This window comes from Corallococcus sp. M7 (assembly GCF_054512695.1).
Genome location: NZ_CM137252.1, coordinates 7,595,477 through 7,619,344 on the forward strand (window position 1 = coordinate 7,595,477; position 23,868 = coordinate 7,619,344).

Annotated in this window: 15 protein-coding genes; 3 read left to right on the top strand and 12 right to left on the bottom strand. The window is 69.3% G+C overall.

Going from position 1 to position 23,868, the window contains the following annotated elements; genetic code table 11:
• Positions 1-149: 149 nt before the first annotated feature.
• Together ACX114_RS30365 and ACX114_RS30370 are read left to right on the top strand one after the other, a co-directional pair.
• Positions 150-2,033 (top strand): FHA domain-containing protein, encoded by a 1,884-nt coding sequence (locus ACX114_RS30365; protein ID WP_459290293.1) that lies wholly within the window; start codon positions 150-152, stop codon positions 2,031-2,033.
• A gap of 72 nt (positions 2,034-2,105) precedes the next feature.
• Positions 2,106-2,699, top strand: a complete 594-nt coding sequence (locus ACX114_RS30370) for a response regulator (RefSeq protein ID WP_014398871.1) — start codon at positions 2,106-2,108, stop codon at positions 2,697-2,699.
• Here ACX114_RS30370 and ACX114_RS30375 read toward each other — a convergent pair.
• Genes ACX114_RS30375 through ACX114_RS30385 form a run of 3 tightly spaced genes read right to left on the bottom strand, consistent with a single transcriptional unit; the run spans position 2,696 to position 5,068 of the window.
• Positions 2,696-3,460: an enoyl-CoA hydratase/isomerase family protein gene (locus tag ACX114_RS30375; RefSeq protein ID WP_459290295.1), complete on the bottom strand. Its 765-nt coding sequence runs from the start codon at positions 3,458-3,460 to the stop codon at positions 2,696-2,698. The genes ACX114_RS30370 and ACX114_RS30375 overlap by 4 nt on opposite strands.
• Before the next feature lie 16 nt (positions 3,461-3,476).
• A complete protein-coding gene (locus ACX114_RS30380; RefSeq protein WP_223739841.1) occupies positions 3,477-3,689 on the bottom strand; it encodes a biotin/lipoyl-binding carrier protein in 213 nt (70 codons plus the stop codon).
• Positions 3,690-3,718: 29 nt separating this feature from the next.
• Entirely contained in the window at positions 3,719-5,068 is a 1,350-nt protein-coding gene (locus ACX114_RS30385; RefSeq protein ID WP_459290298.1) for an acetyl-CoA carboxylase biotin carboxylase subunit, read from the bottom strand.
• 173 nt (positions 5,069-5,241) lie between these two features.
• Here ACX114_RS30385 and ACX114_RS30390 point away from each other — a divergent pair, with 173 nt between their 5' ends.
• Positions 5,242-5,583: a hypothetical protein gene (locus ACX114_RS30390; RefSeq protein WP_233591908.1), complete on the top strand. Its 342-nt coding sequence runs from the start codon at positions 5,242-5,244 to the stop codon at positions 5,581-5,583.
• Between the two features lie 19 nt (positions 5,584-5,602).
• Here ACX114_RS30390 and ftsZ read toward each other — a convergent pair whose 3' ends face one another.
• The 9 genes from ftsZ to ftsW all read right to left on the bottom strand — a co-directional run bounded on the left by ftsZ (position 5,603) and on the right by ftsW (position 23,865).
• Complete coding sequence (ftsZ, locus tag ACX114_RS30395; RefSeq protein WP_459290300.1) at positions 5,603-6,838, bottom strand: cell division protein FtsZ; 1,236 nt, start codon at positions 6,836-6,838, stop codon at positions 5,603-5,605.
• A gap of 340 nt (positions 6,839-7,178) precedes the next feature.
• Positions 7,179-15,626, bottom strand: a complete 8,448-nt coding sequence (gene agmC, locus ACX114_RS30400) for an adventurous gliding motility protein AgmC (protein ID WP_459290302.1) — start codon at positions 15,624-15,626, stop codon at positions 7,179-7,181.
• A gap of 348 nt (positions 15,627-15,974) precedes the next feature.
• Positions 15,975-17,210 carry a cell division protein FtsA gene (gene ftsA, locus ACX114_RS30405; protein WP_014398878.1) on the bottom strand — a complete coding sequence of 412 codons (1,236 nt, stop codon included), beginning with the start codon at positions 17,208-17,210 and terminating at the stop codon, positions 15,975-15,977.
• Positions 17,211-17,251: 41 nt separating this feature from the next.
• Positions 17,252-18,109 carry a cell division protein FtsQ/DivIB gene (locus ACX114_RS30410; protein WP_459290304.1) on the bottom strand — a complete coding sequence of 286 codons (858 nt, stop codon included), beginning with the start codon at positions 18,107-18,109 and terminating at the stop codon, positions 17,252-17,254.
• A gap of 134 nt (positions 18,110-18,243) precedes the next feature.
• Positions 18,244-19,200, bottom strand: coding sequence for a D-alanine--D-alanine ligase (locus ACX114_RS30415; protein WP_459290306.1), 957 nt, complete (start codon positions 19,198-19,200; stop codon positions 18,244-18,246).
• Complete coding sequence (gene murB / locus ACX114_RS30420; RefSeq protein ID WP_459290308.1) at positions 19,197-20,129, bottom strand: UDP-N-acetylmuramate dehydrogenase; 933 nt, start codon at positions 20,127-20,129, stop codon at positions 19,197-19,199. Before murB ends, ACX114_RS30415 begins: the two co-directional genes overlap by 4 nt.
• 3 nt (positions 20,130-20,132) lie before the next feature.
• Positions 20,133-21,557 carry a UDP-N-acetylmuramate--L-alanine ligase gene (gene murC, locus ACX114_RS30425; RefSeq protein WP_459290310.1) on the bottom strand — a complete coding sequence of 475 codons (1,425 nt, stop codon included), beginning with the start codon at positions 21,555-21,557 and terminating at the stop codon, positions 20,133-20,135.
• On the bottom strand, positions 21,554-22,705 hold the full coding sequence (gene murG / locus ACX114_RS30430; RefSeq protein ID WP_459290312.1) for an undecaprenyldiphospho-muramoylpentapeptide beta-N-acetylglucosaminyltransferase: 1,152 nt from the start codon (positions 22,703-22,705) through the stop codon (positions 21,554-21,556). The genes murC and murG overlap by 4 nt, the downstream gene beginning before the upstream one ends.
• Positions 22,702-23,865 (bottom strand): putative lipid II flippase FtsW, encoded by a 1,164-nt coding sequence (ftsW, locus tag ACX114_RS30435; protein ID WP_459290314.1) that lies wholly within the window; start codon positions 23,863-23,865, stop codon positions 22,702-22,704. The genes murG and ftsW overlap by 4 nt, the downstream gene beginning before the upstream one ends.
• Positions 23,866-23,868: the final 3 nt, after the last annotated feature.

Genomic DNA, 23,868 nt, shown 5'->3' on the forward strand with positions numbered 1-23,868 from the left:
CTGCCCTCCCCACCCTTTCCGGCCAATCGACCGATGGACAACAGTGCCTTCCTGACCCTGGGATGGGCGAAAAACCCTGTTGTTCTCGGGGGATACATGGCTTGTCTCGGTGAAGGGCATTCTGCTATAGCTGTACTCGGACCGGACCCGTGCTGAAGCTCATCATCGAAGACGACGAGGGGCGCAAGACCGTTGTTCCCTTCGTGCGCGACGAAATCACCATTGGCCGTCAGGAGGGGAACACCATCCGCCTGACCGAGCGAAACGTGTCACGTCGACACGCCCGGCTCGTGCGCCTCAATGGCCACGTCGTGCTCGAAGACCTGGGGAGCTACAACGGCACCCGGATCAACGGCGAGCGCGTCGCAGGCCAGCTCCCTCTCAAGGAGGGCGACCTCATCCAGATCGGCGACTACGATCTGGCATTGCAGGTCGAGGGCGCGGCCAACGCTGGCGCCCCCACTGGCGCCATCACCGCCAAGGTGCCCGCCTCCCGCCGGCCGGAGCCGGAGCCCGAGGAGGAGGAGGACGACGACGAGGTCGCCAGCGGTCCCCGTCCCCGCGACACCATGGTGGACGGCGAGGACGAGGCGGACGATCACGACTCCGACGACGAGCACGACCACACGCCCGTCTCCGCGGATGCGCGCCGCAACGCCACGTCCATCATCCGCATGGACCAGATGGAGGCGGACCGGCCCCGGCGCGTGGAGCGCGTGCCCGAGGACGAGCAGCCCCGGCTGGTGGTGCTCGGCCCCGCCGAGTTCAAGGGCCAGGAGTTCGACTGCAACCGCACGGAGCTGCGGATTGGCCGCACGTCGGAGAACGACGTGGCCCTGGACCACCGCTCGCTGTCCCGCACGCACGCGAAGGTCGTGCGCGAGGAGACCGGCGAGTGGCGCGTCATCGACATGCAGTCGGCCAACGGGATGACGGTCAACGGGGAGAGCTACGCGCAGGCGACGCTCGCCCACGGTGACATCATCGAGATGGGCCACGTGAAGCTGCGCTTCGTGGGCCCCGGGTCGCTGGAAGAGGACATCGCGGCGCAGGGCCGCGGCGGCTCCAAGAAGATGTGGGTGGCCGCGGTCATCGCGTTCCTGTCCATTGGCGCGGGCGCGGCGATCTTCGTGGTGAAGGGCCAGGACCTGCTGCCCAAGCCCCCGAACGACACGCCGCCCGTGGTCGTCGCGGATCCGCAGCAGCCGCCCCCGGAAGCGCCGCCGCAGACGAAGCCTCCGGAGACGAAGCCCCCGGAGACCGTGGCCGCGAACCCGCCCGCGAAGGTCACTGACGCGCCGAAGACTCCGGAGTCGGTGAAGCCGCCTCCGGCACCTCCGGAGCCGCCGGCCCAGAAGGTGACCGAAGAGGACTTCGCCACCGCGCTCAAGCGAGCCGACTTCGAGGTCGCGGCCGCCATCCTGAGGAGCCTGGGAGAGACGGCCCGAGGCCCGCAGGCCGTCAAGGCGCAGGCAGCGCGTGAGCGCCAGCTGGCCCAGGAGACGGAGGCCGACAAGAACCTCAAGGCCGCCCTGGAGGCCCTGGACGCCAACAAGCTCAAGGAGGCGACCGCCAGCTTCAACAAGGTCCCCTCGGAGACGCTCTTCACCTCCCGCTACGAGGAAGTGAAGCAGCGGCTCGAGGCCCAGGCGCCGCCGCCGGCGCCGGCGCCGGACACCGAAGCCGCCAGCGCCGCCACCCTGACGGCCGCGGACGTGACGGCCGACAGCCTGAAGACCATGAAGCCGGCGGACGTCGCCAAGAACATCGAGCCCATCAAGGCCAAGGTGCTCACCCTGGCCAAGTCGGACCCCAACGGAGCCCTGTCGCTCGCCCAGGACTGCGCGGCGCGCGCCCCCAAGGTTCCCGAGTGCCACCTGATGCTGGGCGTGGTGCACGCCACGCTCAAGAACTACAAAGCGAGCGAGCAGGACTACAAGACGTTCCTCACGCTCACACCCGAGGGCTATCCCAAGCGCGAGCTGGTGATCAAAGCCCTGAGCAAGGTCCAGGCAGAGTCCCAGGCTCAATAACCCCCCGCCGCCAACCCTGGCGCGTAGCTCCCCCCCGCAGCACTTCCCTCAACCCTGCAGCGAGGAGACGCTGTGCAGATTCGCATCCTGGTAGTTGATGACGAGCAGGACAACTGCGACTACCTCAAGCTCGTGCTGACCCGTGAAGGCTACGAGGTCGTCACCACCACGGACCCCACCCAGACGGTGGACATCCTCCGTGGCTCCGACTTCCATCTCGTCATCCTCGACATGATGATGCCGCAGATGTCCGGCACCGAGGTGCTGGAGCTGATCCGCAAGTACGACACGGACATCGCGGTCATCGTCGCCACGGCCTATCCCACCGTGGACACGGCCGTCGCGTCGCTCAAGGCGCAGGCGTCCGACTACGTGAAGAAGCCCATGGAGCCGGAGCAGTTCACGGCCGCCGTGCGCAACGCGCTGCAGAAGAAGGGCCTGTCCCAGGACCCGGAAGCGGACCTGCACCGCGCCATCGGCCGCACCATCCGCGACGCGCGCAAGACGCAGGAGCTCACGCTCAAGCAGCTGGCCCGCCGCACCGGCCTGTCCGTGTCCCTGCTGTCCCAGATTGAACGCGCGGAGTCCTCCGCGTCCATCTCGTCGCTCTACAAGATCGCCTCCGCGCTGCAGCTGCGCATGGGCGAGCTGTTCGGCGACACCTAGCGGCCGCTGAACCGGGGCGCGCGCTTCTCCAGGAAGGCCGCGCGCCCCTCCTTCGCGTCCTCGCTGCCAAACGCCTCGCCGCGCACCTGACGCAGGTGCGCGACGTCCTCCGGGGACAACCCGGAGCGCGCCAGCAGCCCGAACGCCTCCTTCATCCCCGACACCGCCCTGGGCGCCCCCGCGGCCAGCGTCGCGCACAGCGCCAGCGCGCGCGCTTCCGCGTCCTCGGGGCACTCATCCAGCAGGCCCCACGCGAGCGCCTCCGCCGCCGGCAACCGCCGCGCGGTGAGGAACAGCTGCTTGGCGCGCGACAGGCCCACCAGCCGCACCGCCCGCGCCAGCCCCTCCGGCGAGTACACGATGCCCAGCCGGGCCGGAGGCATGAGGAAGAACGCGTCGGCGGCGCCCACTCGGAAGTCGCAGGAGGCCGCCAGGTCGAAGCCCGCGCCCACCGCGCCGCCCTGCACCAGCGCCACCGACGGCGCCGGGTGCTGCTCCAGCTTCAGCAGGCACGCCACCAGCGGGTCATCCGGCAGCCGCCCGTCCGCGCCTGGCGGCCCCAGGTGCGTCAAGTCGTAGCCCGCGCAGAAGTGCCCGCCCTGGCCGCGCACCAGCAGCGCGCGCACGTGGGCGGCCGGCTCCAGCGCCGCATCCATCCGGGCCAGCAACGCGTCATTCAGCGCGTTGCGGCGCGACGGGTTGGAGACGGTGAGCACCCGGACACCGCCCTCGCGATCCTCCACCTCCAGCGTGGGCTCCATCCGGTGAGGCCCGTGGCTACTCGAGCACCACGAGGACGTCGCCCTCGTTGACCGGCTGCGCCTCCTTGCAGCGGATCTCCTTCACCGTGCCGCCCTCTTCGGCCTCCACGGGCATCTCCATCTTCATGGACTCGAGGATGACGAGCGTGGTGCCGGCATCCACCTTGTCGCCGACCTTCACCTCGATCTTCCACACCGTGCCCGTGATGTGCGCCGCAACGTCCGCCATGAACCGTCCCTCCTCGGGTGGGAAAACTTTTAAGGCTTCGCGTGATGATCCAGGAAGTGCGTGTCCAGCTCGCCGGCGCTGAAGGCAGGGTCCTTCAGGATGCGAAGGTGGAGCGGGATGTTCGTCTTGATGCCTTCGATGCGGAAGGACTCCAGGGCCTTCACCGCGCGGGCAATGGCCTCGTCGCGCGTCGCACCGCTGATGATGAGCTTGGCGATCATCGGGTCGTAGTTCGGCGTCACCACGTCCCCTTCCGCGTAGCCGGAGTCCAGGCGCACGCCTTCGCCCGTGGGCGGCTGGAACACCTTCAGCGGGCCGGGGGACGGGAAGTACTTCACCGGGTCCTCCGCGTAGATGCGGAACTCCAGCGCCGCGCCCTTGCGCTTCACGTCCTCCTGCTGGACGGTGAGCTTCTCGCCCGCGGCGATGCGCAGCTGCCAGCCGATGAGGTCCAGGCCCGTGGTCAGCTCCGTCACCGGGTGCTCCACCTGGAGCCGGGCGTTCATCTCGATGAAGTACACCTGCCCGTCGGAGTACAGGAACTCCACCGTGCCCGCGTTGGCGTAACCGAAGGCCTTCGCCGCCTTGACGGCCGCCGTGAAGAGCGTGTCCGCCAGGCCTGGGTTGCGTCCGTTGGCGAACAACACCGACGGGACCTCCTCCACCACCTTCTGGTGCCGGCGCTGGATGGAGCACTCGCGCTCCAGGCCGTGGATGAGGTGGCCGTGGGTGTCGCCCAGGATCTGCACTTCGATGTGACGGGGCGCCGGGAAGTAGCGCTCCAGGTACACGCCCTCGCGGCCGAAGGCGGCCTTCGCGCGGTCCGTGCACTGGCGGTAGACCTTCTCCAGCTCCGCGGGGTTGTTCGCCGCCGCCATGCCGATGCCGCCACCGCCGCTGGCGGCCTTGCACAGCACCGGGTAGCCGATGCGCTCCGCGGCCTCCAGGGCGCTCTGCACGTCCGGCAGCACACCGTCGCTGCCGGGCACCACCGGCACGCCCGCGGCGGACACCAGCTTGCGCGCCTGGCTCTTGTCCTTCATCCGCGCCATGGCCTCCGGCGGCGGCCCCACGAAGGTCAGGCCCGCGTCCGCGCACGCCTGGGCGAACTCGCCGTTCTCCGACAGGAAGCCGTAGCCCGGGTGCACCGCCTGGGCGCCCGTCTTCTTCGCGGCCTCCAGGATGGCGGGGATGCTCAGGTAGCTGTCCTTCGCGGGCGCGGGGCCGATTCTCACGGCCTCGTCCGCCTCCTTCACGAAGGGCAGGTTCACGTCCGCATCCGAGTGCACCGCCACCGTCTTCACGCCCATGCCCCGGGCCACCGCCCCGATGCGACGCGCGATTTCACCCCGGTTGGCGATGAGCAGCTTCTGGAACATGGCAGGCACCCTGGCTTTGCGAAGGGCGGCCAAACTAACCCCCACCCCCTTGACTGACAAGCGTCCGGGCAGTCGCGCAACAGGTCCGTACAGTCCCGTAAATTTGCGGGCTTGCGAGGGCCTGGCGTACCTTGCCCGACGTGAATCCCCCGTCGACAGGAACGCACAGCGTCGTGGACCTGCATGGTGCCCGTCGCGCCCGCCGTCTGGACTTGTACCGGAACCGGCTCAACCAGCGGCAGCAGGACACCCGCGCCAATCTGGTGACGCTCTACGAGGGCGGCACCCTCTTCACGCCCGACGGCACGCAGCAGGGCCGCTCGCTGCTCAAGGCCCTGCAGCTCTTGCAGCGCGCCGGCACCCGCCTGGAGGAACTGTCCGGCGACGGACTGCTGCCCGCCCCCAGCGCGTCGGAGCGCATCGACGCGCTCTACGACGAGGTGGACGGGCTGTTCACCAAATGCGACCGCCTCACCGGCAGGGGCACGGCGAGCGTCGCCCGCCTCCCCCGCTAGCGTCCCCGCCGCTGCCTGACTACGGCAGCTCCGTCTGGCCCTGGCGGCGCAGGAACGTGGGGATGTCGAACTGATCCTCGTCCAGGGGCAGCGCCGCGTCCTTCACCACGGCCGTGCGCGCGCTCTGCATGGACGACTTGGGCGTCTCCACCGAGGACATGGTCGGACGGGGCGCGCTCTTCGCGGGCACCAGGCTGGCCACCTCCTCACGCGTCGAGGACAGCACGGACGGCGGCGTGGAGGGACGGCCCACCAGCGGCACCTGCACCACCTGCGCGATGGGGCGCACCTTGGGCGCGTCCCGGTGCACGAAGCCGGTGGCGATGATGGTGATTTTCACCTCGTCCTGGATCTGCTCGTCGATGAGCGACCCGAAGATGATCTCCGCCTCGCCGTCCGCCGCGTCGTGCACCAGCGTCAGCGCCTCGTTGACCTCCTGCAGGGTCATGTCGCGGCCGCCGGTGATGTTGATGAGCAGGCCGGTGGCGCCGTCGATGGAGACGTCCTCCAGCAGCGGGCTGGAGATGGCCTGCTGCATGGCGGTGATGGCGCGGCGGTCGCCACACGCGTGGCCGGTGCCCATGAGCGCCAGGCCCTTGTCGCTCATGATGGTCTTCACATCCGCGAAGTCCACGTTGATGTAGCCGTGGTACTGGATGAGGTCGCTGATGCCCTGCACGGCGTTGAGCAGGACTTCATCCGCGCGCTTGAAGGTCTCCAGCAGCGGCATGGGCTCGTTGGAGAGCGACAGCAGGCGCTGGTTGGGGATGGTGATGAGCGTGTCCACCGCGGCCTTGAGCTCCACGATGCCCTGCTCGGCCTGCTTGCGGCGCTTGTTGCCTTCGAACAGGAAGGGCTTGGTGACGACGCCCACCGTGAGGCAGCCCAGGCTCTTGGCGATGTCCGCGATGATGGGCGCGGCGCCCGTGCCGGTGCCACCGCCCATGCCCGCGGTGACGAAGACCATGTCGGCGCCTTCCAGCACCGCGGCGATCTGATCGCGCGACTCCAGGGCGGCCTCGCGGCCCATCTCCGGGTTGGCGCCGGCGCCCAGGCCCTTGGTGAGCGCCTGGCCCAGCTGCAGCCGGGTGGGCGCCTTGCTCGCGGCGAGCGCCTGGACATCGGTGTTGGCGGCGATGAAGTCGACGCGATCCAGCTTCGACAGAATCATCGTGTTGACCGCGTTGCAGCCCGCCCCGCCCGCGCCCACGACACGAATCTTCGCGGCCTGCTTGTTCTGCTCGAACTGGTCCATGTCGTCCTCGTGGCGGAAGCACCGCGGCGCCGTCCGCGGAAACACCCACCCTCGACAATCATCAGGAAGTCGGGCGCTTTGGCAAGTATTCCGCTACCAGCCTGTAGCGCCCTGCTGCGCGCCCGAGTCCTGACGCCCACTTACGCGAATGGCATCAGCGGCCATGCGGACATCGCGCGGATGTAAACACCCTCTTGACTCGCGTCCGCTGACTCGCCGTGACCCGTTGTGCGCACCTTCCGCGCACGCGTGACCTGACAGGACGGGGCAGGCATGACGAAAAGGCCCGGCTCCCTCGGGGGGAACCGGGCCTTCCGTGTTTCATCGCCTGGCGCGGGTGCTACGGGGCGGGCTTCTCCACTTCCACCTTGCCCATCCGCGTGATGTTGAACTCCACGCGGCGGTTGTTCTCACGGCCCGCGGCCGTCTTGTTGGTGTCCACGGGCTTCGTCTCGCCGAAGCCCTCGGACTCCAGGCGCTCCGCGGCGATGCCCTCGTTGACGAGGAACGTCTTCACGCTGGCGGCGCGGCGCTTGGACAGGTCCAGGTTGGAGGCGTCGTTGCCCTGGCTGTCCGTGTGGCCCTCGACGCGCAGCAGCTCCACCTGCGGGTTGGCGCGCAGCACCGCGGCCACCTGCTTCAGGATGGGGAACGAGCGCGGCAGGATGACGTCCTTGTTCGTGGCGAAGTAGACCTTCTCCAGGATGAGGATGCGCTCGCCCTCGACGAGCACCTTGACCTTGCCCTTGTCCGGGCAGCCGTCCTCGTCATCCACGCCGTTGATGGTCTCCGGCTCCAGCGGGCACTTGTCCGCCGTGTCCAGGATGCCGTCCTTGTCGTTGTCCGGATCCGGGCAGCCGTCCTCGTCCTGGAAGCCGTCCTTGTCCTCGGGCGCGTTGGGGCACTTGTCGTCCGGGTCCATCAGGCCGTCGCCGTCGGAGTCGACCGGCGGCGGAGGCGGCGCGGGCTTCGTGTCCGGGCAGCCGTCGGCGTCCTCGAAGCCGTTCACCGTCTCCGGCTCGTTGGGGCACTGGTCGGCCGTGTCCAGGATGCCGTCGCCGTCGTTGTCCGGGTCCGCGCAGCCGTCCTGGTCCTGGAAGCCGTCGAAGTCCTCCGGGCCCTCCGGGCACACCGGGCGGGGCTGCTCGGCGGCGCGCTCCGGGGCGGTGTAGGCCACGGACGCGAGCACGCGGAAGGTGGGCGTGCCGTAGCCGTGCGTGAGGCCCGGGCCCGCGCCCACCTGCGCGGACAGACCGGTCGGCGCGCGGTACTTCAGGGCCGCGAGCAGCTCCAGGGGACGCTCCTCCTCGTTCTGCTGCTTGAAGCCCATGGCGCCCACCAGCGACGCCTGGGCCGCCAGCGGCAGGTCACCCAGCGGAACCTCCGCGCCCACCCCGTACGCCAGCGCGCTGCCGACGTTCAGGTTGCGCAGCTGCTCCGACTTGCGGATGTCCACGCCCACGTTGGCGAGGATGCGGAAGCGCTTGCCGTACTCCGCCACCACGCGCGGGTTGACGGACACGCCGGACCCGCCGAGGAAGTCCGACGCCCCCCCCGTGGGCAGCGAGATGGGCAGCACCACGGACACGCCGTAGTCATCACCGTCCAGCAGCCGCGCCTTCGGGATGAGGCGCAGGTCGCCGATGCCGCCCCCGCTCACCCCGTTGGCGAAGGAGGAGTCCACGGCCGGCGAGTTCTCCGAGCCCTGGAGGGTGATGGGCAGCACCACGCCGATTTCGAACCGGTCGAAGAGGCCGACGGCGCCCATCAGGTCGAAGCCCACCTGGCTCTTCACCAGGGAGGTGACGTACGTGTCCGAGCGGGGGTCGAAGAAGTTGAGCGGCTTGTCGGCGTAGTTGACCGACAGCCCCACGTTCCACCCCAGGTGCCGCTGCACCTTCGCGCCGTGCACCGCGAGCACATCCGCGACGCCCGGGCCCGGCTTGTACTGCTGCACGTCGATGGCCTGCGACACGGCGGTGGCCTGCGCGTGGGCGGTGCCGCCCGCGAACAGGGCCGTGACGAACACCGCCAGCGCCCCACCCGCGCGCGCCAGGAGGTCCCCGGCGCGGCGGAAGCGGCGGCCCACCAGGGGCAGCGCCAGCAGCATCAGCGCGAAGGGCGCCAGCGAACCGGAGCCGCCCGTGCTGCAGCCGTGGCCCACCACCAGGAAGTCATCGTTGGCGTCGAGCGGATCGGAGCCGCCCTTCACCTCCGTGCCGTCGTCGATGCCGCCCTGGTCGGTGTCCTTCATGTTCGGATCCGTCTCCGTGGCGTCACGGCGGCCGTCGTGGTTGCGGTCCTCCTCGCCGTCCTTCAGGCCGTCGCCGTCCGTGTCCGGGTTCTTCGGGTCCGTCTTCGTCGACGGGTCCGCGTCCGGCTTGAAGTTCGGGGACGACGTGTCGGTGCCCGGGGGAGCGGTCTCCACCGTGACACCCATCTCCGTGCCGTCGTTGATGCCGTCGTTGTCGCTGTCCGGGTCGAGCGCGTCGATGGTGCCGTCGCCGTCCGTGTCGGTCAGTCCGTCGATGCCGTCCGGCACGCCGTCGTCGTCGGAGTCGGAGTCGAACGGATCCGTCCCCTTCTCCAGCTCCGTGGCGTTGTCGATGCCGTCACCGTCCGCGTCCTGATCGTCCGCCGGGTTGAGCGGGTCGGACTCCTGCACATCCACGCGACCGTTGTGGTTGCGGTCCTCGATGCCGTCGAGCACGCCGCCCTTGTCGGTGTCGGGGTCGAGCGGGTTCGTCTTGGTGTCGGGGTCCTGATCCGCGACGAACTTCGTCGGGTCGGTGTCCGTGCCCTGGGGCTGCGTGAGGCCCAGCTCCAGGCCGTCCGTCAGGCCGTCACCATCCGTGTCGATCTTGTTCGGGTCGGTCTCGGTCGGGTCCACCTTGCCGTCGTGGTTGGCGTCCTCGTTGCCGTCGGTGAGACCGTCGTCATCCGAGTCGTCGTCCAGCGGGTTGGTCGTCGTCGACGGGTCCTTGTCCGCCACGAACTTCTCCGAGTCGGTGTCGTCGCCCTGGGGCTCGGTGAGGCCCAGCTCCACGCCGTCGGTCAGGCCGTCGCCGTCCGTGTCGATGCTCTTCGGGTCGGTCTCGTCGGCGTCGACGACGCCGTCGTGGTCCTTGTCCTCGTTGCCGTCGGTGATGCCGTCGTCATCCGAGTCGTCGTCGAGCGGATCCGTGCCGCCCACCTTGACCTCGATGCCGTCGGGGATGCCGTCACCGTCGGTGTCCGGGTTGTTCGGGTCGGTGCCCTGGGTGACCTCCTCGTCGTCCGTCAGGCCGTCGCCGTCCGTGTCCACCGGATTTCCCAGGTCGATGATGAAGGTGGTGGTCGCGGTCGTGCTGTTGGTGCCCGCGCCGTTCGTGGACACCGCGGTGACGGTGTACGTGCCGTCCGCCAGCGGGCCGGGCAGCGCCTGGCTCCAGTTGCCGGAGGCGTTCACCGCGATGGGGCCGTAGCTCGTGCCCTGGAACGTCACCGTCACGGACGTGGCGTTCGCGGACGTGCCCGTCACCGTCACGTTGGGGACCACCACCGTGGAGCCGTTGGCCGGCGCGGTGATGGCCACCGTCGGGGCGGCCGTGTTCACCGTGAAGGTGGAGGTCGCGGTGTTGCTGGTGTTGCCCACCGCGTCCACCGCCACCGCAGTCACCGTGAAGGTGCCGTTGGCCAGCGGGCCGGGCAGCGCCTGGCTCCAGTTGCCGGAAGCATCCACGGGGATGGGGCCGTAGTTCGTGCCCTGGAAGGACACGGTCACGCTCGTCGCACCGCCCGCGGTCGTACCGGTGACCGTGACGTTGGCGCCCACCGTGGAGCCGTTGGCCGGCGTGGTGATGGCCACCGTCGGGCCGGTCACGTCCACCGTGAAGGTGGAAGAGTCGGGCGTGCTCTCGTTGCCGGCCGCGTCCGTGGCCACCGCGGTCACGGTGTACGTGCCATCCGTCAGCGGACCGGGCAGCGCCTGGCTCCAGTTGCCAGAGGCATCCACGGCGATGGGGCCGTAGTCATTGCCCTCGAAGGTGAGCGTCACGGAGGTGGCACCCACGGAGGTGCCGGTGACGGTCACCGTGCCGGAGGCCACGGTCGAGCCGTCCACCGGCGCGGTGATTTCGACCTCCGGATCCGTCAGGTCCACCGTGAAGGTGATGTCGTCCGGCGTGCTCACATTGCCCGCCGCGTCCGTGGCCGTGGCGGTCACGGTGATGGAGCCTTCCGGCAGGGTCACCGGCAGCGGGTAGCTCCAGTTGCCAGCGCCATCCACGGGGATGGGGCCGTAGTTGGTGCCACCGTAGTTCAGCGTCACGGACGTCGCGCCCGTGGACGTGCCGGTCACCGTCACGTTGGGGGTGTTCACCGTCGAGCCGTCCGCCGGGGTGCTGATGGCGACGGTCGGCGCGGTCAGGTCCACCGTGAAGGTGGAGGTCGCGGTCGCGCTGTTGGTGCCCGCGCCGTTCGTGGACACCGCGGTCACGGTGTACGTGTCCTCGGCCAGGGGGCCGGGCAGCGCGTAGCTCCAGGTGCCGTCACCATTCACGGTGATGGGGCCGTAGCTGGCGCCATCGAAGGTGAGCGTCACGGAGGTCGCGTTGGTCGTCGTGCCGGTGACGGTCACCGTGGCGGTGTTCACCGAGGTGTTGTTGGCCGGCGTGGTGATGGCGACCGTGGGGACGGTCAGGTCCACCGTGAAGGTGGAGGTCGCGGGCGTGCTGGTGTTGCCCGCCGCATCCGTGGACACCGCAACCAAGGTGTGGGAGCCCGGAGGAACGGCCAAGGGCAGCGGGTAGCTCCAGTTGCCCGAGCCATCCACGGGGATGGGGCCGTAGTCCGTGCCGTCGTAGGTCAGCGTCACGGACGTCGCGCCCGTGGCCGTACCGGTGACGGTCACCGTGCTGGTGCCAATGACGGAACCGTCGGCCGGCGAGCTGATGGCCACCGTCGGCGCGGTCAGGTCCACCGTGAAGGTGGAGCTGTCCGGCGTGCTGGTGTTGCCCGCCTCATCCGTGGCCGTCGCGGTCACGGTGTACGTGTCCTCGGCCAGGGGGCCGGGCAGCGCGTAGCTCCAGGTGCCGTCACCATTCACGGTGACGGGGCCGTAGCTCGCGCCGTCGAACTCGAGCGTCACGAACGAGGCGCCCACGGACGTGCCCGTCACCGTCACGTTCGGGGTGTTGATGGTGGAGCCGTCCGCCGGGGTGCTGATGGCCACCGTCGGAGGCGTCTGGTCCACCGTGAAGGTGGAGGTCGCGGTCGCGCTGTTGGTGCCCTGGGCGTTCGTGGACACGGCGGTCACCGTGTACGTGCCGTCCGCCAGCGGACCGGGCAGCGCCACGGTCCAGTTACCGCCGGTCAGGGTGGCGGGGTAGTTCGTGCCATTGAACGTGACCGTCACGCTGGTCGCGTTCGCGGCCGTGCCCGTCACCGTCACATTCGGGTTGGTCACCGTGGAGCCGTTGGCCGGGGTGCTGATGGCCACGGTCGGCGCCGCCACGGCCACCGTGAAGGTGGACGAAGCCTGGGTGCTGTTGTTCGTGCCGTCCGTGGACACCGCCGTGACGGTGTACGTGCCGTTGGCCAGCGGGCCCGGCAGCGTCTGGCTCCAGTTGCCGCCCGACACCGTGATGGGGCCGTAGTTGGTGCCCTGGAAGGTCACGGTCACGCTGGTCGCGTTCGCGGCCGTACCCGTCACCGTCACGTTCGGATTCGTCACCGTGGAGCCGTTGGCCGGCGTGGTGATGGCCACCGTCGGCAGCGCCACCGTGAAGGTGGAGGACGCCTGGGTGCTGTTCGTGCCCTGAGCGTTCGTGGACACCGCGGTCACGGTGTACGTGCCGTTGGCGAGCGGACCCGGCAGCGCCTGGCTCCAGTTGCCCGCGCCGTTCACCGTGATGGGGCCGTAGTTCGTGCCTTGGAAGGTGACCGTCACCGTGGTCGCGTTCGTGGAGGTACCCGACACCGTCACGTTGGGGTTCGCCACCGTCGAGCCATTGGCCGGCGTGGTGATGGCCACCGTGGGCGCCGCCACCGACACCGTGAAGGTGGAGGAGGCCTGCGTGCTGTTGGTCGTACCGTTCGTGGACACCGCGGTCACGGTGTACGTGCCGTTGGCCAGCGGGCCCGGCAGCGCCACGGACCACGAGCCACCGCTCACGGTGGCGGGATAGTTCGTGCCCTGGAAGGAGACAGTCACGTTGGTCGCGTTGGCGGCCGTGCCCGTCACCGTCACGTTCGGGTTGCTGGTCGTGGAGCCGTTGGCCGGCGTGGTGATGGCCACCGTCGGGCCCGCCACCGTGAAGGTGGAGGAGGCCACCGTGCTGTTGGAGGTGCCGTTCGAGGACACCGCGTTCACCGTGTACGTGCCGTTGGCCAGCGGGCCGGGCAGCGCCACGGTCCAGCTGCCGCCGCTCAGGGTGGCCGGGTAGTTCGTGCCCTGGAACGTCACGGTCACGCTGGTGGCGTTGCCCGCGGTACCGGTCACCGTCACGTTCGGGTTCGTCACCGTGGAGCCGTTGGCCGGCGTGGTAATCGCCACCGTGGGACCTGCCACCGTGAACGTGGAGGTCGCCGTGGTGCTGTTGGTCGTGCCGTTCGAGGACACCGCCGTGACGCTATACGTGCCGTTGGCGAGCGGACCCGGCAGGGCCACCGTCCAGCTATTGCCGGTCAGCGTGGCCGGGTAGTTGGTGCCCTGGAAGGTCACGGTCACGCTGGTCGCGTTCGCGGCCGTACCGGTCACCGTCACGTTCGGGTTCGTCACCGTGGAGCCGTTGGCCGGCGCGGTGATGGCCACCGTCGGAGTGTTCGACACCACCGTCCAGGTGTAGGTGGCCGGCGTGGGATCCACATTGCCAGCGCTATCTACCGCGCGAACCTGCAGCGTGTACGTGCCCGGGCTCAGGTTCGAGTACGTCTGGGGCGTAGGGCACGCAGTGAACGTGCCGCTGCCCAGATCACACTGGAAGGTGGCGTCCGCCTTCGTGGCAGTGAAGGTGAAGGTTGCGGTGGTGCTCGTCGTTGTCGACCCCGAGCCCGTGCCCGGGCCGCTAGTGATGGTCGTGTCCGGGGGCGTGGCGTTGACGGTGAAGGTATTGGTGTTGCTCTTGGAACTCGCAACCCCTTGAAGCTCCGTGTACGCGTACACGGCATGGCTCGCGTTCGTCAGCGCAGTGGGCTGCGGGAAGCTCCAGTTGCCCGCCGCATCGGACGTGGTCCGGCCGATTTCGACACCATCCACGATGACGACGACAAGCTGGTTGCCGCCGCCCGGCGTGGTTCCCGTGTACGTCGGTCTGTTGCCCGTGGTGGAACCATTGGGCGGAGTCGTAACGATGGGGGCATTCGGATTTGTCGGAACGAACGGCCCCGGCAAGATCGTAATGACGCCGGGGTTGCCCGGAATCGCACCGTAGGTGGGCCCGAACGAAGAAGCGCCCAGGAGCTGCGTCCCCGCTTCACCCCTGGAGACAGTCGCGGTGCAGGCTCCAGAGCCGCTCTGGAACAAGATGCGTCCGCCGCCACCGCCACCGCCAGGGCCGTGCTCGTTGAAGTTGGCGACGCCACCTCGGCCACCGTTCGCCGACACCGAACCGGTGCCACACGACAGGTTCCCCGAGACGCGCAGGTACAACAGACCACCCGCGCCACCGCCGCCTGCCGCGTCATTGCCATTGACAAGGTCGCCTTCCGCGTTCGTGCCAACCGTCGTATCGACGCCCTGCGCGCCATTGGCCGAAATCGTTCCCGCCCCTGCAATCGACGCAGCACGGATGAAGACGATTCCGCCGCCCGCTCCACCGCCACCACCGGATCCGTCGTTGCTATGCCCGGCGCCGCCGCCGCCACCAAAGAGCAGGTGGTCGACGGCACTGAAAGCCATCTGCACACCGCCCAGACCACCCACGTCGCGCGATGCGGCCGCTCCATTGTCGTCGCCGCTCCAGGTCCGGCCGCCGCGTCCACCCGCCCCTGCGGCACCGCCGCCGCCACCGCCCGAGTTGTGACAGATGCCACCGCCACCCGCGTTCGCGACATTCCCGTAACCCGTTGTGTTCGCAGGCGGGAAGCCCGCGATGCTGAAGTTCGCGGGGACGACGCCCTCACCCTTGGACGTTCCACCTGGATAGGGTTCATTGTGCCGAGTGCACCCATCTCCGTTGCCATTGCGGTAGAGGCCGCCGCGAAAGCCCGCCCCATTGGCGGAAATGGCTCCGGCGTTGTTCACCGCCCCCTGGGACAGGAACACGAGGAGCCCGCCTGTCTGACCATCCCAGGGCTTGGCAATGACACTCGCACCATTGTTGATGGTGACGGATGAGTATTCGGGCACGCGGATGACCTGCGCTGACAGGTTTGCCGTCGTTCCCACCGTGAAGTCTCTGGTCAGCGTGGTTCCCGCGGTGAAAGTCAGGCGAGTGGCCGTCAGCGTAAGCACTCGCGCGAACTGCCAGCGCCCTACTTGGGCCGACGTAAGATCGAGGAACGCCGTGGTGGGAATGGTCACACCCGACAAGCCGGTGTGCTGGAACACCATCACCAGGTCGCCCGCGGCGAAGCCCGTCGTGTCCGTGACGTTCACGAACGTCTGGCCCGCGGGCGCGGTCGCCGTCAGTCGCGTGTACGTGTTGACGACCGTGCCGGCCGTGTTGACCGTCAGCGCGCCATTGTGGCCGTTGCCCAGGCCGAAGGTGTCGGGTTCCGCGTACGCGGGCGACGCCAACAGCACGGCACACAGCAGGGCCAACAGGCCCGCGGCCGAGCGGCGAAGTCCCGTGAGGGGCGTCAGCAACCGCGAAGTCTTTTGTGGAGTCATAGGTTCAGAGGCTCACCGGGAACACGGAGGAATCCGGTCCGGGAGCCACGGGGGCTCCCCTAAGCAAGCCGGAAGCCATCCTCTGTCGAATTCCCGATCCGTCCAAATCCTGGAAGTTGCACGGCTGGCCGCCCGTGCCTAGGGCGAGAGTCCGAAAGACGGATCCGGATTCCGGAATCTGGAAAACACTCCGCGTTCCAGACAGACGCGTCAGCGTCCCCCTCTGACACGTCAATCCAGTCTCCGGACACGCGCCTCCAGAAACGCGAAAGGGCCCCCGAAGGGGCCCCTTGGCTCAGCGCGTTACGGGCGCCGGAAACCGGCCTAGAAGATCTCTTCCAGCCACTCGCGCATCCGGCCCTTCACCTTCTTGTAGACGTTGCCGTCCTCGCGGATGCGGAACATGCGGCGGTCCATGTGCTTGGCGCCGTAGACCACCAGGCCCACGCCCGTGGCGTACATGGGGCTCTTCACCACGTCCACCAGGCCGCCAATGCCGCGCGGCATGCCCCGGCGCACCGGCAGGCCCAGCACCTCTTCCGCCAGCTCCGGCATGCCCGCGAGCAGCGTGGAGCCGCCCGTGATGACGATGCCGGACGCGAGCAGGTCCTCGTAGCCGCACTTCTGGATCTCGCGGTGGACGAGCTGGAAGATCTCCTCCACGCGCGGCTCCAGGATCTCCGAGAGGATCTGCCGGCCCAGGACGCGCGGCTGACGGCCGCCCACGCTGGGCACTTCAATCGTCTCGTCCTTGTTGATCATGGACGCGAGCGCGCAGCCGTACTTCTGCTTGATGCGCTCGGCCTCGTGCGCGGGGGTGCGCAGGCCGATGGCGATGTCGCTCGTCAGGTTGTTGCCGCCCAGGGCGATGACGGCCGTGTGGACGATGGAGCCGCCGGAGAAGATGGCGATGTCCGTGGTGCCGCCGCCGATGTCGACGAGGCACACGCCCAGTTCCTTCTCGTCCTCGCTGAGCACCGCCTCGGCGGAGGCCAGCGGCTGGAGCACGATGTCGGAGACGTTCAGGCCCGTGCGGTTGGCGCACTTGACGATGTTCTGCGCGCTGGAGACGGCGCCCGTGACGATGTGCACCTTGGCCTCCAGGCGCACGCCGGCCATGCCCAGGGGCTCCTTGATGCCGCCCTGGTCGTCGATGATGAACTCCTGCGGCAGGACGTGGATGACCTCCCGGTCCAGCGGGATGGCCACCGCCTTCGCCGCGTCGATGACGCGCGCGATGTCCGCGTCGCGGACCTCCTTGTCCTTCACCGCGACGATGCCCTGGGAGTTGAAGCCCTTGATGTGGCCGCCGGCGATCCCCGTGTACACGTGGGAGATCTCCGCCCCAGCCATCAGCTCGGCTTCCTCCACGGCGCGCCGGATGGAGGACACCGTGGCCTCGATGTTGACCACGACGCCCTTGCGCAACCCCTTCGACGGATGCGTACCGATACCGATGATGTCGATACCGCTATCGGTCAGCTCGCCGACGATGGCGCAGATCTTCGTCGTGCCGATGTCGAGGCCGACGATGATCTCCCCCGACTTCTGCTTCGCCATGACTCCTCCCAGGCTCCCTCACTTTCGTGAAGGAAGCATCCTCACTGCGTCGAGTCCCCGCTCCGCACGGAGTCGGACCCACTCGAAAGCCTCACCGCCACCCAACCCGGTCGGGCACGGTTATCCAGGCGAATGATCGCGGCTGCAAGCCCCCTTGTGCTGAGCTCGCGTCGAACGCGCGCCAGCCGCTGGAGCTTGACTTCCGTATCGCCAGCACCGAGGCGCACCTCCTGCCCCGTCGCCGTCACCAGCGCAAGCCCGGTGTTCTCCAGGCGCACCTCGGACAGCCGGTCGGATCGCCCCGGCGACAGCCGCGCATAAGCACGGGTTACATCCAGCGCCTCGCGGAACTTCGAACGCACCGCGTCCGGGTCCGCCACGTACGCATCGCGCTCCACGCCGGTGACGAGCGGCAAATCCAGCCCGTCCCCCGGGGTGACGCGCTTGAAGGGCTCGCCCTCCTCGTCCAGGACGTAGAGGTCGCCCAGCACCGCCAGCGCCGCGGGTGCGTGCTCCGTCACCTCCACGGACACCCCGCGCGGAAACCGCCGCGTCACCTCCACCGTGCGCACCCAGGGGTGCTGCCCCATGGCCCGCGCCAGCGCGGCCGGGTCCAGCGTCCACAGGTTCTGCCCCGCCGTGAGGCCGGACAGCTTCAGCAGCTCCGGGCGCGACGCGCGCTCCAGGCCGGAGAAGTTCACCGACTCCAGCGCGAAGCGCGGCGACACCACCGCCCAGGCGCGCAGCTCGATGCCGCCCCAGATGAGCCCCGCCGTCGCCACCGCCAGCCCCAGCGCCTTCGCCACCGACGGCCCGTGCGAACGGACCGCGCCCTTCACCGCGTCATTGCGCGGTGCGGCGTCCAGGCGGCGGCGGTTCTTGGATTTTCCGAAGGCCATGACTAGGGAGGCGCATGCTGCGTGCGGACGTCGAACCACGCCAGTTTTTGGCTACAGGCACGTCGCTGTAGCGGCACGGGGGGACACGCCGGCCTCACAAGAGGCCGGAACTCCAGGAAAGAACGCGCAGCGGCTCAGGCCTTGAGTGAAGCGCCCTGGAGCAGCCGCTCACAGAGGGCCGGGAAGTCGATGCCCCGCCCCGCCGCGATTTTGGGCAGGAGGCTGGAGGCCGTCATTCCGGGCAGCGTGTTGATTTCCAGCAGGAACACGTCGCCACTCTCCGTGACGATGACGTCCGAGCGCGAGCCGCCGGAACACCCCAGCGCCTTGTGGGCACCCAGGGAGACCTCGTTGACGCGCGCGTACAGGTCCGGGGGCAGCGGCGCGGGGAAGAGATACTGAGTACCGCTGCCGGCCTTGTACTTGGCTTCGTAGTCGTAGAACTCGCGGGCAGCCTTCACTTCGATGACGCCCAGGGCCTCGTTGTCCAGCACGCCGCCCTGCACTTCCCGGCCCTTGATGAACTGCTCCACCAGGAGCGTGCCCGCGTACTTCGCCGCGTCCTGGACGGCGGCGGTGTACTCCTCGCGCGTCTTGCAGATGTGGACGCCCACGCTGCTGCCCTCGCGGCTGGGCTTCACCACCACCGGGAAGGGGAACGGCAGCCGGTCCGCCTCCGCGAGCGCCGCCTCCGCCGTGGTGAAGGCGCGGTAGGGGGGCGTGGGGATGCCGCGCGCGACGAAGATCTCCTTCGCGTACACCTTGTCCATGCCCACGGCGGACGCCATCACGCCGCTGCCGGTGTAGGGGATGAACATGGCCTCCAGGAGGCCCTGGATGCAGCCGTCCTCGCCGAAGCGGCCGTGCAGCGCGAGCCACGCTACGTCCACCTTCTCCGCGATGAGGCGCGCGGGCAGGTCCTTGCCCACGTCGATTTCCACCACGTCGTAGCCCAGCCCCTTGAGGGCACCCGACACCGCGGCGCCCGTGCGCAGGGAGACCTCGCGCTCGCTGGAGAGGCCGCCATACAGCACGCCGACGCGCTTGGCCTTCAACTCAGCGGGGGTGAAGCCTCGGGGACCAGTGGTCATGGCAGGAAGACTCCGACGAATTTGACTTCGGGGTGCATGACGACGCCGGAGGCTTCCTTCACCCGCTCTTGCATCAGGGTGATGAGGCCCCGCACGTCGCGAGCGGCCGCGCCGCCCAGGTTGACGATCCAGTTCGCGTGCAGGGTGGACACCTGCGCGCGCCCCAGGGTGTGCCCCTTCAGGCCCACGAGTTCAATGAGCCGCCCGGCGTGGTCGCCCGGCGGGTTGGTGAACACGCTGCCGAAGTTGGGCTGACTCAAGGGCTGCGTGCGCTTGCGGTAGCCCAGGTCCGCGTCCATGGCCGCCTTGCTGGCCACGACATCGCCCTTGGGAAGATGGAAGCGCACGCGGGTGACGATACCTCCGGCGGGCAGCGTGGCGTGACGGTAGGTGTGAGGCACCTGCGCTTTCGTCAGCCACCCCACTCCGTCCGCGGTGGCGACCTCGATGGCCTCCACCACGCGGAAGCACTCGCCGTTCTTGGTGCCGGCGTTCATGGTGACCGCGCCGCCCAGGGTGCCGGGAATGCCCGCGAGGAACTCCGCGCCCACCAGGCCCTGCGCGCGCATCACGTTGACGAGCCGGGCAATGGCCGCGCCCGTGCCCAGCGTCACCCGGCCGTCGTCCGGGCCCACGTCCAGCGCCTCCGGGAACAAATCCGGGGGCAGCTTCACGGTGAGCCCCGGCACGCCGCCGTCGCCCACCAGCGTGTTGGCCCCGCCGCCCAGCACCGTCACCGGGATGCCCTCGTCGCGGGCCAGGCGCAGCAGGTCCACCAGCGCGTCCGGCGAGCGCGGACGCACCAGCGCCTCCGCCGGTCCGCCCACGCGCACGCTGATGAGCGGCGCCAGGGGCTCGCCCGGCTTGACGTCCAGGCCCGGCAGCCGCGCCACGCGCGCCGCCAGCGGTGTCACCTCGCCCGGCTGCATCCCCTACCCGCCCTTCGCCGCGCCCATCAGGTTCAGCAAATCCGGGCCCACCTGGGTGATGTCGCCCGCGCCCAGGGTCAGCACCAGGTCGCCTTCGCGCACGCGCTCGTGGAGCGCCTTCGCCACGTCCGCGCGTTTCTCCACGAACGTCACGTCGCGGTGGCCGTGCGCGCGGATGGCCTCCGCCAGCGCGTCGCCGGTGGCGCCCGGAATGGGCTCCTCGCCCGCCGCGTAGACGCTGGTGACGAAGAGCACGTCCGCGTCGTTGAACGCGGTGGCGAACTCCTTCATCAGGTCGTGCGTGCGCGTGTAGCGGTGCGGCTGGAAGGCGGCCACCACCCGGCGGCCGAAGGCGCGGCGCGCGCCGGACAGCGTGGCCATGACCTCCGTGGGGTGGTGCCCGTAGTCGTCCACCACGGTGATGCCGCCCACCTCGCCGCGCACGGTAAAGCGGCGCTGCACGCCGCCGAACTCCGCCAGCGCGGAGCGCACCGTCTCCAGCGGGATGTCCATCTCCTCCGCGATGGCCACCACCGCCAGCGCGTTGAAGGCGTTGTGCGCGCCCACCATGCGCACGCGGAACTCGCCCAGGTCCTCGTCGCGGCGGAAGGCGCGGAAGGTGGTGGTGAAGCCGTCCAGCGCGATGCCCTCCAGCCGGTAGTCCGCCATGTGCGAGCTGCCGTAGGTGACGAAGCGCTTCTCGATGCGCGGCAGCAGCGCCTGGACGTTGGGGTTGTCCAGGCACAGCACGTTGAGGCCGTAGAAGGGGACGCGGTTGCAGAACTCCACGAAGGCGGACTGGAGCGTCTCCAGGTCGCCGTAGTGGTCCATGTGCTCCGGGTCGATGTTGGTGACGACCGCGATGGACGGGTGCAGCTTGAGGAAGCTGCCGTCGGACTCGTCCGCCTCCACCACCATCAGCTCGCTCTTGCCCAGCTTGGCGTTGGAGTCGAGCACGTTCACCTTGCCGCCCACCACCGCCGTGGGGTCCAGGTCCGCCGCGGACAGCACCGTGGCCACCATGGACGTCGTGGTCGTCTTGCCGTGGCTGCCGGCGACGGCGACCGCGTACTTCAGGCGCATCAGCTCCGCGAGCATCTCCGCGCGAGGGATGACGGGAATCTTGCGCTGGCGCGCCGTCACCACCTCCGGGTTGTCCTTGCGCACCGCGGAGGAGATGACCACCACGTCCGCGTGCACCAGGTTGGACGCCTTGTGGCCCTCGTAGAGCGTGGCGCCCAGCTTGGCCAGGCGGCGGGTGATGTCGCTCTCGCGCAGGTCGGAGCCGGACACGCGGTAGCCCAGGTTGAGCAGCACCTCCGCGATGCCGCTCATGCCGATGCCGCCCACGCCCACGAAGTGCACGTGCGCCGCGTGACGCGTCTTGAAGAGGCTGCCGGGCTTGTTGCTGACGGTCTTGCTGCTCATGCCTTGCTCCCGGGTGCCTTCTTCACGTCCTTCTGTCCGCGGTCGCGTCCGCCCGGGCCCCAGGCCTGGGTGGTCAGGTCCACGCACACGTCCGCCAGCTCCTTCGCGGCGGCGGGGCGGCCCAGGATGCCCGCCTTCTTCGCCATCTGCTTGAGCTTCGCCGGGTCCGTCATCAGGCCGCGCAGCTCTTGCGCCAGCTTCTGCCCGGTGAGCTCCGACTCGCGGAACATGAGGGCCGCGCCCGCGTCCACCAGCGCGCGGGCGTTGACCTCCTGGTGGTTGTCCGTGGCGTGCGGGAAGGGCACCAGGATGCTGGCCTTCTTGCACACCGTCAGCTCCGCCAGCGACGTCGCGCCCGCGCGGCAGATGACCAGGTCCGCCTTCGCGTAGGCGGAGGACATGTCGTCGATGAACTCCACCACCTGGGCCACGTCCGCGAAGCCCTTGTCCGCGTAGCCCTTCTTCACGTTCTCCAGGTCCAGCTTCCCCGTCTGGTGGACGATGGAGATCTGCTCCTTCAGGTCGCCCAGCGAGTCCAGCGCCTCCAGCACGCGGTTGTTGAGGCCGCGCGCGCCCAGGCTGCCGCCGAAGATGAGGACGGAGAACTTCTCGTGCGCGGAGCTGCTGCGCAGGTAGTTGTCCATCAGCTTCTTGCGGATGGGGTTGCCAATCATCTGCACCTTGGCTTCGGGGAAGAACGCGCGCGCTTCCTCGAAGGCGGTGAAGACGACCTTCACGATGCGGCCCAGCACCTTGTTGGTGAGGCCCGGCAGCGCGTTCTGCTCCTGGATGGCGGTGGGGATGCCCATCATCCACGCGGCCAGCACCACCGGCCCGCTCGCGTAGCCGCCCACGCCCACCACCACGTCCGGCTTCTGGCGCGACAGGATGCGGAACGACGCGAGGAACGCCATGGGCAGCGCGATGAGGCCCTTGAGGAGCCCGAGCAGGCCCTTGCCCTTGAGCCCCTGCACCTTCACCAGCTCCAGCGGGTAGCCCTCCTTGGGCACCACGCGCGCCTCCAGGCCCTTCTCCGTGCCCACGAACACCACTTCGTTGGCGGGGTGGCGGGTGACGACCTCCTCCGCCAGCGCGATGCCTGGGAACAGATGGCCGCCGGTGCCGCCGCCCGCGATGAGCACCTTCACGCCGTCACCTCCCGCAGGTCCGTGGTGCCCGTGCGCACCGGCCGCGTCGCGCCCTGCGTGTTCGCGCTGAGCGACAGGAGCACGCCCGCCGAGCCCATCAGCACCACCAGCGACGTGCCACCGTACGACACGAACGGCAGCGTCAGGCCCTTCGTGGGCAAGAGGCCCATGGCCACGCACATGTTCACCGTGGCCTGGAACGCGATGATGGAGCTGATGCCCAGGCCCAGGTACGTGCCGAAGGTCTCCCCCGCCGCCAGGGCCGCGCGGATGCCGCGCCACAGGACGATGGCGTACAGCAACACCAGGAGCCCCACGCCGATGAGGCCCAGCTCCTCACCGAGGATGGAGAAGATGAAGTCCGTGTGCGCCTCCGGCAGGAAGAACAGCTTCTGCCGGCCGTCCCCCAGCCCCAGGCCGGTGATGCCTCCCGAGCCGATGGACATCAGCGACTCCGCCACCTGGTAGCCCACGTCGTGCCGGTGGGCCCACGGGTCCAGGAACGCGAGGATGCGCTTCATGCGGTAGGGGCTGGTCGCGATGGCGACGAAGGCCAGCGGCAGCGCGAGCAGCACGGAACCCACCAGGTACGACAGCTTCGTGCCCGCCGCGAACAGCAGCACGAAGAGCATGAACACCAGCAGCACGCTGCTGCCGAAGTCCGGCTGGAGCATGCACAGGAGCACCAGGATGCCGCACAGGGCCAGGTGCGGCAGGAAGCCGATGGAGAACGTGGCCACCTTCTCCCGCTTCTTCGCCAGCGAATAGGACAGGTAGACGAGCCACGCGAACTTGGCGATTTCGGCCGGCTGGAGGCTGAAGCCCGGCAGGCGGATCCACCGCCGCGCGCCGCCCGCCGTGGTGCCGATGCCGGGGATGGCCACGGCGATGAGCAGCACGATGGCGACGAGCAAGAGCGGGTACGCCAGCCGCGCCAGCTTGCGCCACCCCAGCTTCATGGCCACCGCCATGGCCACGAGCCCCAGGCCCGCGGCGGACAGCTGGCGCTTGAGGAAGTAGAGGCTGTCGCCCAGCTTGTCCTGCGCGAGCACGGCGCTGGCCGAGTACGTCATCACCAGGCCCAGCGCCACGAGCGCCAGCACCGCGCACAACAGAATCGGATCGAACCGCACGGGGGCGGCCGGAGGAGAGGTCTTCATCAC

Coding starts and splice junctions, on each gene's coding strand:
- ACX114_RS30375 (WP_459290295.1), bottom strand. CDS start 3,460: ATGGAGCCCACGCTGGAGGTGGAGGATCGCGAGGGCGGTGTCCGGGTG.
- ACX114_RS30380 (WP_223739841.1), bottom strand. CDS start 3,689: ATGGCGGACGTTGCGGCGCACATCACGGGCACGGTGTGGAAGATCGAG.
- ACX114_RS30385 (WP_459290298.1), bottom strand. CDS start 5,068: ATGTTCCAGAAGCTGCTCATCGCCAACCGGGGTGAAATCGCGCGTCGC.
- ftsZ (WP_459290300.1), bottom strand. CDS start 6,838: ATGGACCAGTTCGAGCAGAACAAGCAGGCCGCGAAGATTCGTGTCGTG.
- ftsA (WP_014398878.1), bottom strand. CDS start 17,210: ATGGCGAAGCAGAAGTCGGGGGAGATCATCGTCGGCCTCGACATCGGC.
- ACX114_RS30410 (WP_459290304.1), bottom strand. CDS start 18,109: ATGGCCTTCGGAAAATCCAAGAACCGCCGCCGCCTGGACGCCGCACCG.
- ACX114_RS30415 (WP_459290306.1), bottom strand. CDS start 19,200: ATGACCACTGGTCCCCGAGGCTTCACCCCCGCTGAGTTGAAGGCCAAG.
- murB (WP_459290308.1), bottom strand. CDS start 20,129: ATGCAGCCGGGCGAGGTGACACCGCTGGCGGCGCGCGTGGCGCGGCTG.
- murC (WP_459290310.1), bottom strand. CDS start 21,557: ATGAGCAGCAAGACCGTCAGCAACAAGCCCGGCAGCCTCTTCAAGACG.
- ftsW (WP_459290314.1), bottom strand. CDS start 23,865: ATGAAGACCTCTCCTCCGGCCGCCCCCGTGCGGTTCGATCCGATTCTG.